The sequence below is a fragment of the Rufibacter psychrotolerans genome, from assembly GCF_016924645.1.
Taxonomy (GTDB): Bacteria; Bacteroidota; Bacteroidia; order Cytophagales; family Hymenobacteraceae; genus Nibribacter; species Nibribacter psychrotolerans.
The window spans coordinates 66,971-80,964 of the sequence record NZ_JAFFJV010000011.1 but is presented as its reverse complement, the minus strand read 5'-3'; the positions used below and the strand labels follow the sequence as shown (position 1 = coordinate 80,964).

The window sequence follows — 13,994 nt, the reverse complement described above, 5'->3', positions numbered from 1 at the left end:
GATATTCCTGAACCACCTGATCAATTTCTTCCGGCCGTACGTGACCGGAGTTTTGGCTTTGTTTTCCCAGAAACAGTGCCAAAACCGCCGGTAAACCGCCCTCCTTTCTAGGCAAGCCAAGGCGACAAAAAATACGTACCTTTGCATCAGCAACAGTTCTGGGTTGCTGCCTCCCGCAGGAAAGTAGCCAAGAACAAAACGTAACAGTACAATAAACATTTATGAAAACCGCAGAAATCCATACCGCTAAGGGTGTCATGAAAGTAGAGTTCTACGAGCAAGACGCGCCTAAAACCGTTGAGAACTTCACCAAGCTGGCCAAAGAAGGCTTCTATGACGGCCTCACGTTTCACCGCGTGATTCCTGATTTCGTGATCCAGGGCGGTTGCCCTAACTCCCGCGAGGGCGCCAAAGGCATGCCGGGCACCGGCGGACCAGGCTACAAGATTGACTGTGAGCTAACCGGCGGCAACCAGTACCACGACCGTGGCGTTTTGTCCATGGCGCACGCGGGCCGCAACACCGGGGGCTCTCAGTTCTTCATCTGCCACAGCCGCAACAACACCGCCCACTTGGACCGCAACCACACCTGCTTCGGCAAAGTGGTAGAAGGCCTGGACGTGATTGATGACATCCGCGCCGGAGACCGCATTGAGAAAATTGTGGTGAACGAGGCCTAAGCAATGCCTTAAAGGCAGTCCCAAACCTGCCAGCATAACCATAGCCGGAAGACACTAGTTTTCCGGCTATTTTTTTGTTTTCCGGCCCAAAACAGAATCCTGTGGGCAGACAGCACCAGCAGAAATCTGCCCTAATGGCAAAGGTTGGGGATGAAAGAATTCAGACGGCTGTGCTAAGAAGTCTCCCCTGGTTTGCGCCTTGAACTTGAAGAGTTACAGCAGCAGCAGCACGAAGGAATACACGGCTGTACCCACCAGAAACGCCCAGAACTTACTCTTCCGCTCCTCCGGAAGCTCCTCTTTGAGCACGTTCAGCACGATGCCGCCGGCCAGAAAGGCCTGCAGCAAGGCCGTGGCGGCTTCTGAGACCTCAGCTACCAACCCCAGGGCCCACCCTACCGCCAGGGCCAGGACCAGGAACCAGCGCCCGGCGGACTGGTACCGCTCTTTGTGGTGCTCGCGCAGACCGAAGTCATTGACCAAGAAATGTAGCGCCATGGCCACCCAGTAGAACAGGATCTCCTGAAACTCCTGCGCTTCGCGTTGGTGCAGCAGGTAGCCAATCAGAGCATTGTACAGGGCAAAGGACCCGATGTGGACCCAGAAGACCGAGGCCGGGGTACCTTCCTCCGTGCCCTTCCCCTCCCTGCGCGAGGTCACCGCCATGCGCTCCACGCCGTAGAATGCGGCCAGCCCCACCAGGGTCATCAGGTACATGTGGTGCTCCAGAAAATAAAGGCCCCTGGACTGGGCCGCTTCCTCCACGTGCCGCTGCCCTTCCTGCAGCTCGGGCAGCAGGTGCAGAAACACGTACGCCACCGACACCCCACCAGCCCCCGACAACCAGATGCTGCGCGGAATGCCCGCCAGGAACTTGAGTCTATACCCAAACAGGTGAACCAGAACAAGCCCAACCAGGGGCAACAGCGTAAGGAGAAAGTGGCGCATGGGCAGCAGGTGGTGATACCCTGGGGTTTACTCTGTCCGCCTCTGAAAAGTTAAGGGCCCAGATCTTTCCAGACCCAGGCCCCTGCTTTTGTTTTCCCTCTGTTTTACCAGAAAAGGCTTAATAACGGCGGTTGTCTTCCTCGTCATCATCGTCTTCCAGGCTGAAGCTGCCGCCCGAGAACATACTGCTGAGCAAGTCTTTGAACTGCAGGCCCGCAGTGAGGCGGTTGCGCGAGATAAGGCTGTACTCGGCCAGGCCGTGCAGGCAGAACTCCATCCAGAACAGGTGCTCGTCCTCGCTCTGGGGCGTGGGCTGGTATTTGTTCACCACCTCAGACAAGCCCGGCACCTGGTTGAGTACTCGCTTGTACTCGGCATCGGAGGCGTCGTTGAGCAGGTCCAGGGTGTGGCCGTCTGAGAACCAGGCTGTCACCTTTTTGTACGGGTCTTTGTCTTTCTGCTTCTTGAACTTGTCTGGGTCTGGGAAGTAGTTGAGGAACTGCGTTCTGATGGCTTTGCCCATGAGCCGGTACGCCACGCCGCCGGCCCCTTCCTGCTCGCCCTCGTACACCAGCTCCACCTTGCCGGTCACCGCCGGAACCGCCGCCAGGAAATCAGCGATGCGCAGGTGGCTCTGGGACTCGGCGTTGAGGAGCACGCGCCGTTCGGCGGCACTGATCACGCTCTCGTACGCCGAGATGGTCAACCGCGCCGAGACCCCGCTTTTGGCGTCTACGTACTCGCTCTCGCGGGCCTCAAAGGCCACCTGCTCCACCAGGTCATGGATGAGCTCATGGCCTTTCACGCGCTCTTTCTGGCTGGCGGTAATGCGGGCCTCCTGCTTGGTGATGCGCTTGCCTACCTCAATGTTCTTAGGGTAGTGCGTGATAATCTGGCTGTCAATGCGGTCTTTGAGCGGGGTTACAATAGAGCCCCGGTTGGTGTAGTCCTCTGGGTTAGCGGTGAACACAAACTGGATGTCCAGCGGTAGCCTGATCTTGAAACCCCTGATCTGGATGTCGCCCTCCTGCAGGATGTTGAACAAGGACACCTGAATACGGGCCTGCAGATCGGGCAGCTCATTGATCACAAAGATGCCGCGATGCGCCCGCGGGATGAGCCCGAAGTGGATCACCCGCTCGTCTGAGTAGGGCAGTTTCAACGTGGCGGCTTTGATAGGGTCGGCGTCGCCGATGAGGTCGGCCACGGATACATCGGGCGTGGCCAGCTTCTCGGTGTAGCGCTCGTCGCGGTGCAGCCAGGCAATGGCGGTGTCATCGCCGTGGTGGGCAATCTGGTCCAGGGCGAAGCGCGAGAGCGGCTCCAGCGGATCATCGTTGAGCTCAGAGCCGGCCACCACGGGCACGTACTCGTCCAGCAGCTGCACCATGAGGCGTGCAATGCGGGTCTTGGCCTGCCCGCGCAAGCCCAGCAGGTTAATGTGGTGCCGGCTCAAAATGGCCCGCTGCAGGTCTGGGATCACGGTTTCCTCGTAGCCGTAAATGCCCGGGAACACCTCTTCGCCGCTGCTCAGTTTTTGGATGAGGTTGGCGCGCAGCTCTTCTTTGACAGAACGCGGCTCATAGCCGGCAGCCTTCAACTGCCCCAGGGTTTTGATCTTCTGCAGTTGCTCTGCAGGTATATCTGAATAAAGCATGTACCGTTGCGGTGGTTAATGGTTCAAGGTTAAAAATGGGGACTGTTTTACGCCTCTTTTTTGAAAAACAGCCCTGAAACGTATTTTTCTTGTTAGCTTTAGTATCACTTAAATATCCGATAAATAGCCGAATGAAACGTCACACGCTCCTGCAGCTTCTTGCCCTCACGGTTTTACTACTGGGCACCGGGTTGCAAATTTTCCATGTCATTGACCGACCCGTTTTTTACGTTTTCGTGGGGATTGGCTTCGTGCTGAGCATGGTGGCCAGAACCCTGCGCAACCGCTCCCTGCACCAGAAATAACCAACCGCTGTTTCAAGGCAGTTTTTCAGAAAAAAGGCCTAAAACGGCCGGTTTGTTCTGGGGCTGCCCTTTCCCTCTTCCCTATGAAAACTGTAACTACGGCCCTTACCTTAACGGTAATGGGCGCTGCTTTGGTCCTCCTCAGTGCCCTTCTACGCATTTTCCACGTGGTAGACCGGCCGGTGGGCTACGTGCTGCTGGGCATTGGCGTGGTGCTGGGCCTGGTGGGCAACGTGCTGCGCCGGCGGGCGGCGAAACAAGACCGGCCAGACTAAGCGCTGCCTTTTCATTTCAACCCTATTTTCCGCAAAACGCCCCTTAAACGCCCCGGTGCCTACAACCGTTTCTTGCGGTTACGGCCGTAGTCTCTGAACACCAGGTTGCCCAGGCCCTGCAGGCTGCTGTAATACGCCTGCCCGTTGTTCACCTGCGTGAACTCCTCCACAAACTGCTGCAGGTAGGGGTCTGAGGCGATCATGAACGTGGTGATGGGAATACCCAGCCGGCGGCACTGCGCGGCCAGGTTCAGGGTCTTGTTCACCACCTTCCTATCCAGCCCGAAGCTGTTTTTGTAGTACTTCAGGCCTTCCTTCAGGCACGTGGGTTTGCCGTCGGTGATCATGAAGATCTGCTTGTTGGCGGTCTTGCGGCGGCGCAGCAGGTCCATGGCCAGTTCCAGCCCGGCCACGGTGTTGGTGTGGTAGGGCCCCACCATGAGGTACGGCAGGTCTTTCACGCTGATCTGCCAGGCATCGTTCCCGAACACAATAATGTCCAGGTTGTCTTTGGGGTACTTGAGCTTCACCAGCTCGGCCAGGGCCATGGCCACTTTCTTGGCGGGCGTGATGCGGTCTTCGCCGTACAGAATCATGGAGTGCGAGATGTCTATCATGAGCACGGTGCTGGTAAGGCTCTTGTGCTCGCGCTCAGTTACCTCCAGGTCGCGTTCGGTGAGGAAAAAGTCCTCTGACAGGCCGTGGTGGATCTGTGCGTTGCGGATAGACTCGGTGAGCTCAATCTGTTCAGGGGCATCGCCGAAGCGGAACTCGCGCCGGTCGGCGGAGGGCTCGTCGCCGATGCCCGTTTTGGGCGTGGTGTGATTGCCACGGCCGCCTTTCTTCAGCTTCCCGAAGATCTCCTCCAGGGCGCTCTTCCTGATTTGCTGCTCCCCTTTGGCCTGCAGCTTGAACTGCCCGTCGGGGCCTTTGTCGTCTATGTAGCCTTTCTTCTTGAGGTCCTCAAAGAAGTCGCCTAGGCCATAGGAATCATCGGTAAGCTTGTAGCGCTTGTCCAGCTCGCTCATCCAGCTCATGGCCTCGGCCACGTCGCCGGCGGTAAGGGTGATCAGTTGGAGGAAGATCTTGAGCAAAGACTCAAACCCCTTGTCCTGGGGCTCCTCGGGCACAAAGTTGGTAAATCTATATCCGGCTGCCATTTCTTAGATGTAAGAGGTAAGATATAAGACGCAAGATGCAGGACGCAAGGCATAAGACTTGCCTTTTGAAATGGTATATATTTTTACACCATTCACCTTACAGTATACTCATACGGCCATTGGGCGTGGAGTTCTGGTAAAGATCTAATCTTGTGTCTTTAGTTAACAACGTGTAAACGCAAATGTTCTTATGGCAGGTAACCTTCTGGCCTAATAAGAGTAAACACAGGTAATTAGTCCTATCAATTTATTACTAAAATACAACAATTAAGTACCTGTATGCGTGCCATTTGGAAAAATACAGTTCTGGCGGAGAGTGAAACGACTATTGAAGTTGAGGGGAACCATTATTTTCCGCCGTCTTCTTTGCGCTGGGAGTTTTTCAAGCCCAGTACCCGGCATTCTGTGTGCCCCCGCAAAGGAGAAGCATTTTACTACTCGGTACAGGTAGGTCATTTTGAGAACCCAGATGCTGCCTGGACCTACCCCCAAGCCCGGGAGAAAGCAAAAGACATAGAAGGTTTCTTTGCTTTCTGGAAAGGAGTACAGGTGGTGGGCACCAACTAGGTTGTCCGCCGCCTGCCAACCCAATACATGGTGAAGTTGGAAGCCAAACGCCCTGCAGTTCTCTGCAGGGCGTTTTTGTGGTATTTTCTATAAAACAGGCAGGAAACAGGTTTGCTTAGCTGTCTATCCACTTGAACTTGTACTGCAGCTCAGGAACGCGCAGGCGCTCGGCCACGCGACGCAGGCGGTTAGGCAGGGCCATCAGGTAGTCGCGGGCGCGCTCGCCGGCTTCGTTGAGGCCGGTGATGCTGGCCACCTTCCACTCCCTTATGAGCGTCTCCATGATCTCCACGTAGTCAGAAGACGTGTACACACCAATGCGCTGCGCGGCGTCTGTGAAGTGCCCAAAGGTCTGCCCCTGGTCAATGCCCAGCTCGCGCAGGTAGTGCGCCGGCATTACAATCTTCTTGCGCATCATGTCTTCAAACGCGATCATCATCTCGGAGGGGTCTACCTCAAAGATTTTCTTAACGAAGGTTTTGTAGGCCTTGGCGTGGCGCCCTTCATCGGCGGCGATGTAGTTACAGATGCGCGACAGCGTGGTCTCGCCGGCTTTCTTGGCCAGGGCGCCCACGCGGCGGTGCGACACGTTGGTGGCCGTTTCCTGGAACGAGGTGTACACGAAGCTGCGGTACGGGTCATCGTCGGTCTGGATGTCCATGCCGTCGGCGATCAGGTATTGGGTGGAGGCCTCCATCTGGCGCATGTCAATGCGGCCGGTGAGGTACAGGTAGCGGTTGAGCAGGTCGCCGTGGCGGTTTTCCTCAGAGGTCCAGCCGCGGTTCCACTTCATCCAGGAGGAGTTGGGGTCGCGGTTCACGTCCTGGATGCTCATGATCCAGCTCTCGTAGGTAGGCAGCGCCTCCTCGGTAATGGTATCGCCAATCAGCACTGCCAGCAAATCATAGGAGAGTTCGCGGGCGCGCTCCCGCAGGTCGCGCAGCTCGTCAAAAAACGAGTCCAGGCGGGCGTCTGGCAGGAAATCGGCGGGCTGCCAGCTATCTTCCACAGATTTCAGGAACTCCGGCAGGGCTGAGTCCAGGAAGTTCTCCAGGTATTTCATCACCTCGGTACGGGTGTGTATGGCCTTTTCTATCATATTGTCTGTTAGATATGGAAGAACAAATATATCACTTTTCACGCAGAATGCCCGACAGTTGCGCCCGCGCGGGGTGAACCAACTGTCTCCTCAACACTCACTGGTAGAATAATCACTACGCAAAAACGGGGGCAGGGTGACAGTATTGGGTGGTACTTAGCAAAACGGCGGGCTTTTTTTTATCTTTGGACAGACCTTGCCTGCCGCCATGACCCCGCCCCTGCTCAAGAAACTGCTTCCGGCCAAAGCCCGGTTCTCGCTCAGAAAGCTGTACTGGCTTTCCAGGAGCTGGCTGTACCTGGGCCGCAACGTGTTCTGCCCGCTCTGCGAAGGCTCCTTCAGGACATTTCTGCCCTTCGGCTCTGAACGGCGGCCGCAGGCACTTTGCCCCCGCTGCCACACCGTGGAGCGGCACCGCCTGCTGTGGCTGTACCTGCAGGAGCAAGTGGGCATTACGGAACGCCCACTGGAGGTCCTGCACATGGCCCCCGAGCCCATTCTGCAGCAGCGCCTGAAGCGGCTCCTGAACCTGCGCTACCGCAGCGCCGACCTTACCTCGCCCCTGGCCATGGACCACGTAGACATCCAGGCCCTGCCCTACGCCCCCGCCACGTTTGACCTGATCCTGTGCTCACACGTACTGGCCCACGTGCCCGATGACCGGCAAGCCCTGCGGGAACTCCGCCGGGTCCTGAAGCCGGGGGGCACGCTCCTGCTGCAGGCCCGCCTGCACCCCCGCGCCACCACCCTGGAAGTGCCCCAGGCCGTCACGCCCCAGCAGCGCCTGCAGGCCTTCGGCCAAGCCGACCGGTACCGCAACTACGGGCAGGACTTTGCCCACCGGGTAGCCGAAGAAGGGTTTGCCGTACAAGCCGTGGAGTATGCGCTTGCCCACCCCCCGCAGGAGCGGACCCGTATGGGCCTGGGGAACCAGGAACTGATCTTTGTTGCCACGTTGCCTGCGCATGAAGGTAGCTAAGAGGGCGGGCGCCGTTTTCCGGCGGTTTTTGCCCATTCTGCTCCAAACCGTTGGCCCCCTGAAACACTTGCTCTGGCGCCTCCGGCTCAGGCCCTTGCCGGCTGCCGACCAAGTTACCCCAGACATGGTGCCCCAACCGCTGGAAGGCTACTCAGACAGGCTCTACTACAAACCAGGCGAAACCGTTTCGTTCCACCTTAGGGCCCTTCAACCGCACAATCAGCTTTTCCTGCAGCGTTCCATAGCCGATGGGGAATGGGAAGACGTGGCGCGACACACCTTCCAGGAGCTGCCGCAACCCGAAGCTTTAGACGAGGCCCAGCACGGCTGTAACTGGACCATTGGCTGGCAGTTCACCCTGCCCCCTCACGCACCAGCCGGCTATTACCGGGCGCTGCTGACCAACCCGGCCCTGAAAACCGCCGCTGAGATCCATTTTCTGGTAGGCGCTGCCACTGCTACGGGCAAAGTAGCGGTGCTGGCCCCGGTCACCACGTGGCTGGCCTACAATGCGTACGGCGGGCAGTCTTTGTACCGCAATGCCATCTACGCGGGCTACGTCCCGTTTGTCTCGGCTTTGCGGCCCAACACGGCGCTCACCTACCACGGCACCAGCTCGCTCCAGCACAACCTGCGGATTGAGGCCAACATCTTCCACTGGTTTTCCCAACACCACCAGGCAGACCTTTACCCAGATTATTACCTGGAGGCGCACCCTGAACTTTTTAAAGATTACCAGGTTCTGGTCCTGGCCTACCACGCGGAGTACTTCTCAGAAAAGATGTACCAGGCCCTGCGCGAGTTGGTCTTGCAGGATAAAAAATCATTGGTGGCTTTGGGTGGCAACCAGGTGTACTGGCAAGTGCGCTGGCACCAGCACTTCACCCAGGTGGAATGCCGGAAAAATGGCCGTTTTTTTCAAAACGAGACTAAACGGGGCGGGCTCTGGCGCCACACTCCCCAACCCGAGGCGCAGCTCCTGGGGGCTCAATTCTCAGAACCCGGCATGGGCACGTATGCTCCCTACCAGGTACTCGCGCCTGACCACTGGCTGCTGGAGGGTACCGGAACGAAGGCGGGCGACCTCTTTGGGCAGCAGGGCGTAGACGGCCGCCCCCTCTGCGGCGACGAGACCGATAAAGCCTGCTGGTGTTCTCCGGCGGCCTCGGTAGTCATTGCCAAAGGCTTGAACCCGGCCCAGACAGATGAATCAGGAAAATTTGCCGAAGGAGACCCCACCTGGGATGGCTCCGGGGGCGGAGAAATTACGGTTACGGAACTCTCTCCCCGCCATGCGGTGCTGCACACGGGCTCCATCCAAAGCGGGGCTGGCCTGGGGCTGGATGCGGTGTTCACCCAGTTGGTTCAGAATTTCATGCAGCGCTACGGCCGTACTTCCACCGGTGGTACCACTTGCGCAGAAACTGTAGCGGCACCCGCCCCTGTACCAGTACCCGCAGCACCTGGTAAGTGAGCGTCATGCCCTGCTCCTGCTCCAGCAAGGCCAGTAACTGGGCTGCCTCGGCGTAATTGGCCGTGAGGTAGGCATGCCGGGCCTCGTATTTTATTCTGGTCTTCAGCGCTTCTCTTTCTGTCGGGGTACGCACCAGTTGCTGTGCTTTCTGGATCACTTGGATGGTGGAGGCCAGCTGCCGGTCGCCTTTCTGGTACACCTGCTGGGAGAGGGAACGGGGGTGCATCCGGCGTTTGCAGAGCACCTGGTCCAGGAAATGGTACTGCCAGTTGCGGGAAGACCGCACCCAGAAATCGAAGTCTTCATAGGCCAACGCCGGGTCATAGCCCTGCAGCTCTTCCAGCACCTGCCTGCGCATCATCATGGTGGGCGGACAGATGAAGTAGCGCCCCAGCACTTCCGCGAAGACATCGCCCTGCGCCGGGGCTGGGGTCAGCTGTCCGGTGGCGGTTCGTTTGTAGAAAAAGCCCAGGTGCGCCGACTGCTCGTCCATCAGCTCGGCATCGGTGTAGACCACGCCGTAAGTAGGGGGCAGTTGCTGGAAGGCCTCTACCTGCCGGGCCACCCGCTCCGGCGCCAAGACATCATCGGTGGCGAAATCAATGATAAACGCTCCTTTGCTCAGGTGCAGGGCCTCGTTGAAGGAGGCACAGTTGCCTTTGTTCTCACGGTGCCGGATAAAACGGATGTGGGGGTGTTGCCGCACATAGTCCTCTATAATGGCCACGCTGCTATCGGTACTCAGGTCATCTACCACCAGCACCTCCAGGTGGGGGTAGGTCTGGGCCAGAACCGAGTCCAGGGCCTCGCGCAGAAAAGGCGCGTGGTTGTAACAAAGGCAGATGATAGAGACCAGGGGCTGATTCATGTAGCAGAGAAATACGACCGGAAGAGGTACAGGTGGAAGAGCAGGTACACCGCGTAACGCAACGCATGAGCCAAAGGCAGGCCCTCTACGCCCAGCAGAGGCATCAGCCAAGCCACCAGGGCCACGTAGACTATCCCAGAAGCCAGTTGGGTGAAGATGTACAGTTTCACGCGGGCCTGTACCGTTACAATATAGGACAGCACCCAGGCCGTCATCTTCAGGAAATCGCCCAGGAGTTGGTAGTCCATTAGCTCACGGGCGGCCAGAAAATCACGGTGGAACAGCAGTTGGATAAAGAAATCGCGCAGCCACCCAAACGTGAGCAAACCTACGGCTATTGTAGGCACCAGCAGGAAAAACACCGTTCGCACATACTCCCGCAAGGCCTGGGGCTGAGGCAGCAACGCGGCAATCTTGGGGTAATAGACCATGCCCAGAATGGAGATGTAGACCATGGTGTAGCTGTCTGAGATCTTGGCAACTGCCTGCCAGAGCCCCGTTTCCACCAAGGAGAAGTGCTGAATGGCCATTTCCCGCACCACGAAGTCCACCAACTTAGCGCCTACCAAGGTAGACAAGGCCATGACCAGGAACTTGCCCAAATCTTGCAGCACACTGGTTGGGAATCTAAGTTGCCAGGCGGGTACCAGCCCCTTGGAGAACACCACAGCCAGCCCCACCAGCCCGGTAAACGACTGCCCTGTGAGGAAAAGAACCAGTGCGGTGGTCAGCTCCACCCGGCCCACGGCCCACCACGTCACAGCAACGCTGGTAATACTAGTCAACAATCCCAGCCAGACGTAAGGCCTGAGCGCCTGCCGGGCCAACAACACCGCCAGCCAAAACAATTGCAACAAGAGCAGAACAAACAAGCCCACCACCGCCCAGAGGCTTCCTTGGCTTTCCTGCCCCAGCAGTTGCTCCCCGAACCGCTCCAGGAAAAAGTCCGGGAACAGCGCCACCGTCCCTACCACTCCCACGAAAGTAGCCGCGTTGAGTAGGAGTCCGGCCCAGAAGAAAGACCGATACTCGGGGGATTCCGGTTCGTGCTGCGCCAGGTGGCGGATGAGCCCCACATTGATGCCGCTGTTGGGGAGCGTGGTGAGCAGCGCGACCAGGTTCTGGAAGTGGGCCAGCAGGGTGATGCCCAGCGGGCCGTAATAGACGGCAAACAACTTGTTGATGAGAAGCGAACTACCCGCCCGGGCCACCGTGGACAACCCCGACCAAACTGAATTCCCCAAAAATTGCCGCACGTGCTGCTTCTGAGCCATTTCGCAAACTACGAAGAAATTACGTCAACTCGGGCAATTTGCCGTCTACCCACAAGCCTGCTGCCAAGACGTTTTGCCGCAGAAATCAGAAAAACAGCTTTGAAACAGACTACTTGTTACCTGCCTCAGGAGGCGAAAAACGCTTGGATCTGCTCAATCACGTAGTCCTGCTCCGCCTCCGTCATTCCCGGGAACAAGGGCAGACTTAAGCTAGTGGCGGCCAGTTCTTCCGTGATGGGGAAGTCGCCTTTTTTGTAGCCCAGGTGCTGGTACGCCTTCTGCAGATGGGGCGGAATGGGGTAATGGATAAGGGTCTGGATACCTTTCTCCAGCAGGTACTGCTGCAAGGCATCTCGTCTGGCGGTACGGATAACGTAGAGGTGGTACACGTGGTCTGTGCTATCACTACCTACCTGGGGCAACACCAAGTCCCCAACCGCATCTAATTGCTGGTGGTACGTGGCTGCCAACTTCTTCCGCTCACTATTTAGCGTATCCAGAGCAGCCAGCTTAACCGACAACACGGCTGCCTGCAGTGAGTCTAAGCGGGAATTTACGCCCACCTGCGCGTACTCATAGCGCCTGGTTTGCCCATAATTATGGTGCTGTCTTACCCAATGCGCCAACTCCTCATCCTGGGTGACCACAGCCCCGCCGTCTCCTACCGCCCCTAGATTTTTGGTGGGGTAAAAGCTGGTCGCGTTTATTTTCCCGAATGTGCCTACCCTGTTGCCCTTGTACCAGGCCCCGTGCGCCTGGGCAAAGTCTTCTACCAGCGCCAAGTCATGCTGCTGACAAAGCTGCATCAGGGCATCCATCTCACAGGCCTGGCCATACAGGTGAATGGGAAGCAGCACTTTGGTTCTACTGGTAACAGCAGAAGCAGCGGATTGCGCGGTCAGGTTATAGGTATGGGCATCAGGCTCCGCAAAAACCGGAGTTGCGCCCAACTGCTGCACGGCGTTAATGGTGGCAATGTACCCGTTGGCGGGTACTATGACCTCGTCGCCTTGCGTTATGCCCAGACTTTTAAGACTCAGCACCAGAGCATCGTACCCGTTGCCTACGCCAATTACCTCTCCGCCGCCCAAATATTGGGCAAATTCCCGCTCAAACCTGGTAACGGCGGGTCCTAAGATCAACTGGTTGCTGCGTAGCTCGGTTATTACAGCCTCTTCCACTTCTTGGGTGAGCCCCTGCGGAAAATCACGGAAAGTATTGAATGGTACAGTCATGATTGGTGGTAGGTTATCAGTCAAAATGGAGCAGATACTGCTCCTGCAAAAGGGCCCGGGCTCCCATGCTTTCTTTGAAGTACAGGAGCTTTTCATTCACATATTCCCCACCCTGTGAGGTACCAAAGCTGAAAGACTGCTTCTTGCCCCGGTAGAACTGAAAAATGGAGTCTAGCAAGAAAGGTGTGGCTGCCAGCTCCTTCCCTCTCTCTGACATGCCAATGTACTGGGCATGTACCACCCGTTTGGTCAGGAACAACAAGGTGCCGCCCAGCATCTGCTTCCCCTCAAAAACACAGACAAGGGAGATTTGCTCAGGGAAAGCCCCCAGGAGCATTTTCAATTCTTCCGCAGTGTGGGCAGTTTGCAACCCGTATTTACCCGCCAACACCCCAGCCATGATCTGGAGAAAAGAGGCGACATCATTGGTCTTTCTTATTTCCAATCCTGCCTTCCTGGCCTTCTGAATCCCCCACCGTACCCCTTTGTAATACTTGATTGGGGTAGTTAAATCAACCACGCTTACCAGGTCTCTGGCAACTATCTTGGCGCGCAGCACGGTTAACACCGCTACGTCTTCAGATGCCGGAATTTGATGGTAGCACGTTGGAATCGCTTTATAAAAGACCGAGGTGACGTTGTTCGCCCGAAGGTACTTCTTCAAGGCGGAGAAGACTTCCTGCATCAAAGCAAACGTCATGGAGACATCGCACAGAATCCCTCCGAAAGTAAGGCCTTTGTGGCTAGCCAGAACTTGTCCGTCTAGGTGCGCGGGAAGCAGGGCAAGCAGCTTCTGCTTGTGGTAGAACAGCAGGGATGCATCTTTGAACCGGTGGGCATGGTACTCCATGTAGCGCCTCTGGAACATGAAATGTCCGTTCTTGGCAGTTTGTACAAATGCATCCCACTCCTTCTCCCTTGTAGCCTCATATGCGCGTACTTCCATACAAATTCCCGCAGTTATCTTTGGTTAACACCTCCTAAAAGTGCTTTGAACTCACCATATTCCCTGATGTAATCGGCCTCATCAAAGTAACTGGAAGTGATGCAGCACAGGATGGTTTCAGGCTCCAGATGAACCGTTATCCAGCAAAACGGGGGAATGTAAAGCCCCTGGGAAAGGTTCTCCAGAAAGAAGGAATGGTTTCCGTACGCTGATTCGGTTTCAACCCGTACCTGCCCCTTTACAACCGTAAGAATTTCCTTTGTGGTCTTGTGGGCATGCCCCCCGCGCACGCTCCCCGGGGCTGCCCCAAACACCCAGAAGATGCGGTTGGCCGGGAAAGGTAAGCCGCTCATATCTTGTGTGGAGGCAATATTTCCAGAGGCATCAGAAATCTGCAGAAAGGGAACCAAGTAGGGAGCTTCGTATTTCATCGGCCCGAAATTACGCAAACCTGAGGAAATGCTGCAGAAATCATCCTGTAAACCCTGATATTACAGGTAACCTGAAGTTTACTCCCCTTTTACCCT

15 protein-coding genes are annotated in these 13,994 nt (G+C 56.8%); 6 read left to right on the top strand and 9 right to left on the bottom strand.

Annotated features, from left to right (window positions below):
* Positions 1-221: 221 nt before the first annotated feature.
* The gene (locus JT718_RS11345; protein ID WP_205502760.1) at positions 222-680 is read left to right on the top strand and encodes a peptidylprolyl isomerase; all 459 of its coding nucleotides are present in this window, start codon (positions 222-224) and stop codon (positions 678-680) included.
* A gap of 213 nt (positions 681-893) precedes the next feature.
* On the opposite strand, the gene JT718_RS11340 is transcribed toward JT718_RS11345, so the two are convergent.
* Together JT718_RS11340 and JT718_RS11335 are read right to left on the bottom strand one after the other, a co-directional pair.
* A complete protein-coding gene (locus JT718_RS11340) occupies positions 894-1,628 on the bottom strand; it encodes a hypothetical protein (RefSeq protein WP_205502758.1) in 735 nt (244 codons plus the stop codon).
* 118 nt (positions 1,629-1,746) lie between these two features.
* Complete coding sequence (locus JT718_RS11335; protein ID WP_205502756.1) at positions 1,747-3,285, bottom strand: sigma 54-interacting transcriptional regulator; 1,539 nt, start codon at positions 3,283-3,285, stop codon at positions 1,747-1,749.
* Positions 3,286-3,416: 131 nt separating this feature from the next.
* Between JT718_RS11335 and JT718_RS11330 the strand changes: the two genes are divergently transcribed.
* Together JT718_RS11330 and JT718_RS11325 are read left to right on the top strand one after the other, a co-directional pair.
* The gene (locus JT718_RS11330) at positions 3,417-3,590 is read left to right on the top strand and encodes a hypothetical protein (RefSeq protein WP_205502754.1); all 174 of its coding nucleotides are present in this window, start codon (positions 3,417-3,419) and stop codon (positions 3,588-3,590) included.
* A gap of 83 nt (positions 3,591-3,673) precedes the next feature.
* Positions 3,674-3,865: a hypothetical protein gene (locus JT718_RS11325; RefSeq protein WP_205502752.1), complete on the top strand. Its 192-nt coding sequence runs from the start codon at positions 3,674-3,676 to the stop codon at positions 3,863-3,865.
* A 59-nt stretch (positions 3,866-3,924) separates the two neighbouring features.
* Here JT718_RS11325 and JT718_RS11320 read toward each other — a convergent pair whose 3' ends face one another.
* Positions 3,925-5,025 carry a vWA domain-containing protein gene (locus JT718_RS11320; protein WP_205502750.1) on the bottom strand — a complete coding sequence of 367 codons (1,101 nt, stop codon included), beginning with the start codon at positions 5,023-5,025 and terminating at the stop codon, positions 3,925-3,927.
* Positions 5,026-5,274: 249 nt separating this feature from the next.
* Between JT718_RS11320 and JT718_RS11315 the strand changes: the two genes are divergently transcribed.
* Positions 5,275-5,592 carry a DUF427 domain-containing protein gene (locus tag JT718_RS11315; protein ID WP_510184903.1) on the top strand — a complete coding sequence of 106 codons (318 nt, stop codon included), beginning with the start codon at positions 5,275-5,277 and terminating at the stop codon, positions 5,590-5,592.
* 115 nt (positions 5,593-5,707) lie between these two features.
* Here JT718_RS11315 and JT718_RS11310 read toward each other — a convergent pair whose 3' ends face one another.
* On the bottom strand, positions 5,708-6,691 hold the full coding sequence (locus tag JT718_RS11310) for an acyl-ACP desaturase (protein WP_205502746.1): 984 nt from the start codon (positions 6,689-6,691) through the stop codon (positions 5,708-5,710).
* A 208-nt stretch (positions 6,692-6,899) separates the two neighbouring features.
* On the opposite strand from JT718_RS11310, the gene JT718_RS11305 reads away from it, so the two are divergent.
* A complete protein-coding gene (locus tag JT718_RS11305; RefSeq protein ID WP_205502744.1) occupies positions 6,900-7,670 on the top strand; it encodes a class I SAM-dependent methyltransferase in 771 nt (256 codons plus the stop codon).
* Positions 7,657-9,144 carry a N,N-dimethylformamidase beta subunit family domain-containing protein gene (locus tag JT718_RS11300; protein WP_205502742.1) on the top strand — a complete coding sequence of 496 codons (1,488 nt, stop codon included), beginning with the start codon at positions 7,657-7,659 and terminating at the stop codon, positions 9,142-9,144. Before JT718_RS11305 ends, JT718_RS11300 begins: the two co-directional genes overlap by 14 nt.
* Here the strand turns inward: JT718_RS11300 and JT718_RS11295 are convergent.
* From JT718_RS11295 to JT718_RS11275, 5 genes are all read right to left on the bottom strand, one after another.
* Entirely contained in the window at positions 9,044-10,012 is a 969-nt protein-coding gene (locus JT718_RS11295) for a glycosyltransferase family 2 protein (RefSeq protein WP_205502740.1), read from the bottom strand. The genes JT718_RS11300 and JT718_RS11295 overlap by 101 nt on opposite strands.
* Positions 10,009-11,286 (bottom strand): MATE family efflux transporter, encoded by a 1,278-nt coding sequence (locus JT718_RS11290; protein ID WP_205502739.1) that lies wholly within the window; start codon positions 11,284-11,286, stop codon positions 10,009-10,011. Before JT718_RS11290 ends, JT718_RS11295 begins: the two co-directional genes overlap by 4 nt.
* A gap of 125 nt (positions 11,287-11,411) precedes the next feature.
* Positions 11,412-12,521: a DegT/DnrJ/EryC1/StrS family aminotransferase gene (locus JT718_RS11285; protein WP_205502738.1), complete on the bottom strand. Its 1,110-nt coding sequence runs from the start codon at positions 12,519-12,521 to the stop codon at positions 11,412-11,414.
* Positions 12,522-12,537: 16 nt separating this feature from the next.
* Complete coding sequence (locus JT718_RS11280) at positions 12,538-13,467, bottom strand: GNAT family N-acetyltransferase (RefSeq protein WP_205502737.1); 930 nt, start codon at positions 13,465-13,467, stop codon at positions 12,538-12,540.
* A gap of 14 nt (positions 13,468-13,481) precedes the next feature.
* Positions 13,482-13,898, bottom strand: a complete 417-nt coding sequence (locus tag JT718_RS11275; protein ID WP_205502736.1) for a sugar 3,4-ketoisomerase — start codon at positions 13,896-13,898, stop codon at positions 13,482-13,484.
* Positions 13,899-13,994: the final 96 nt, after the last annotated feature.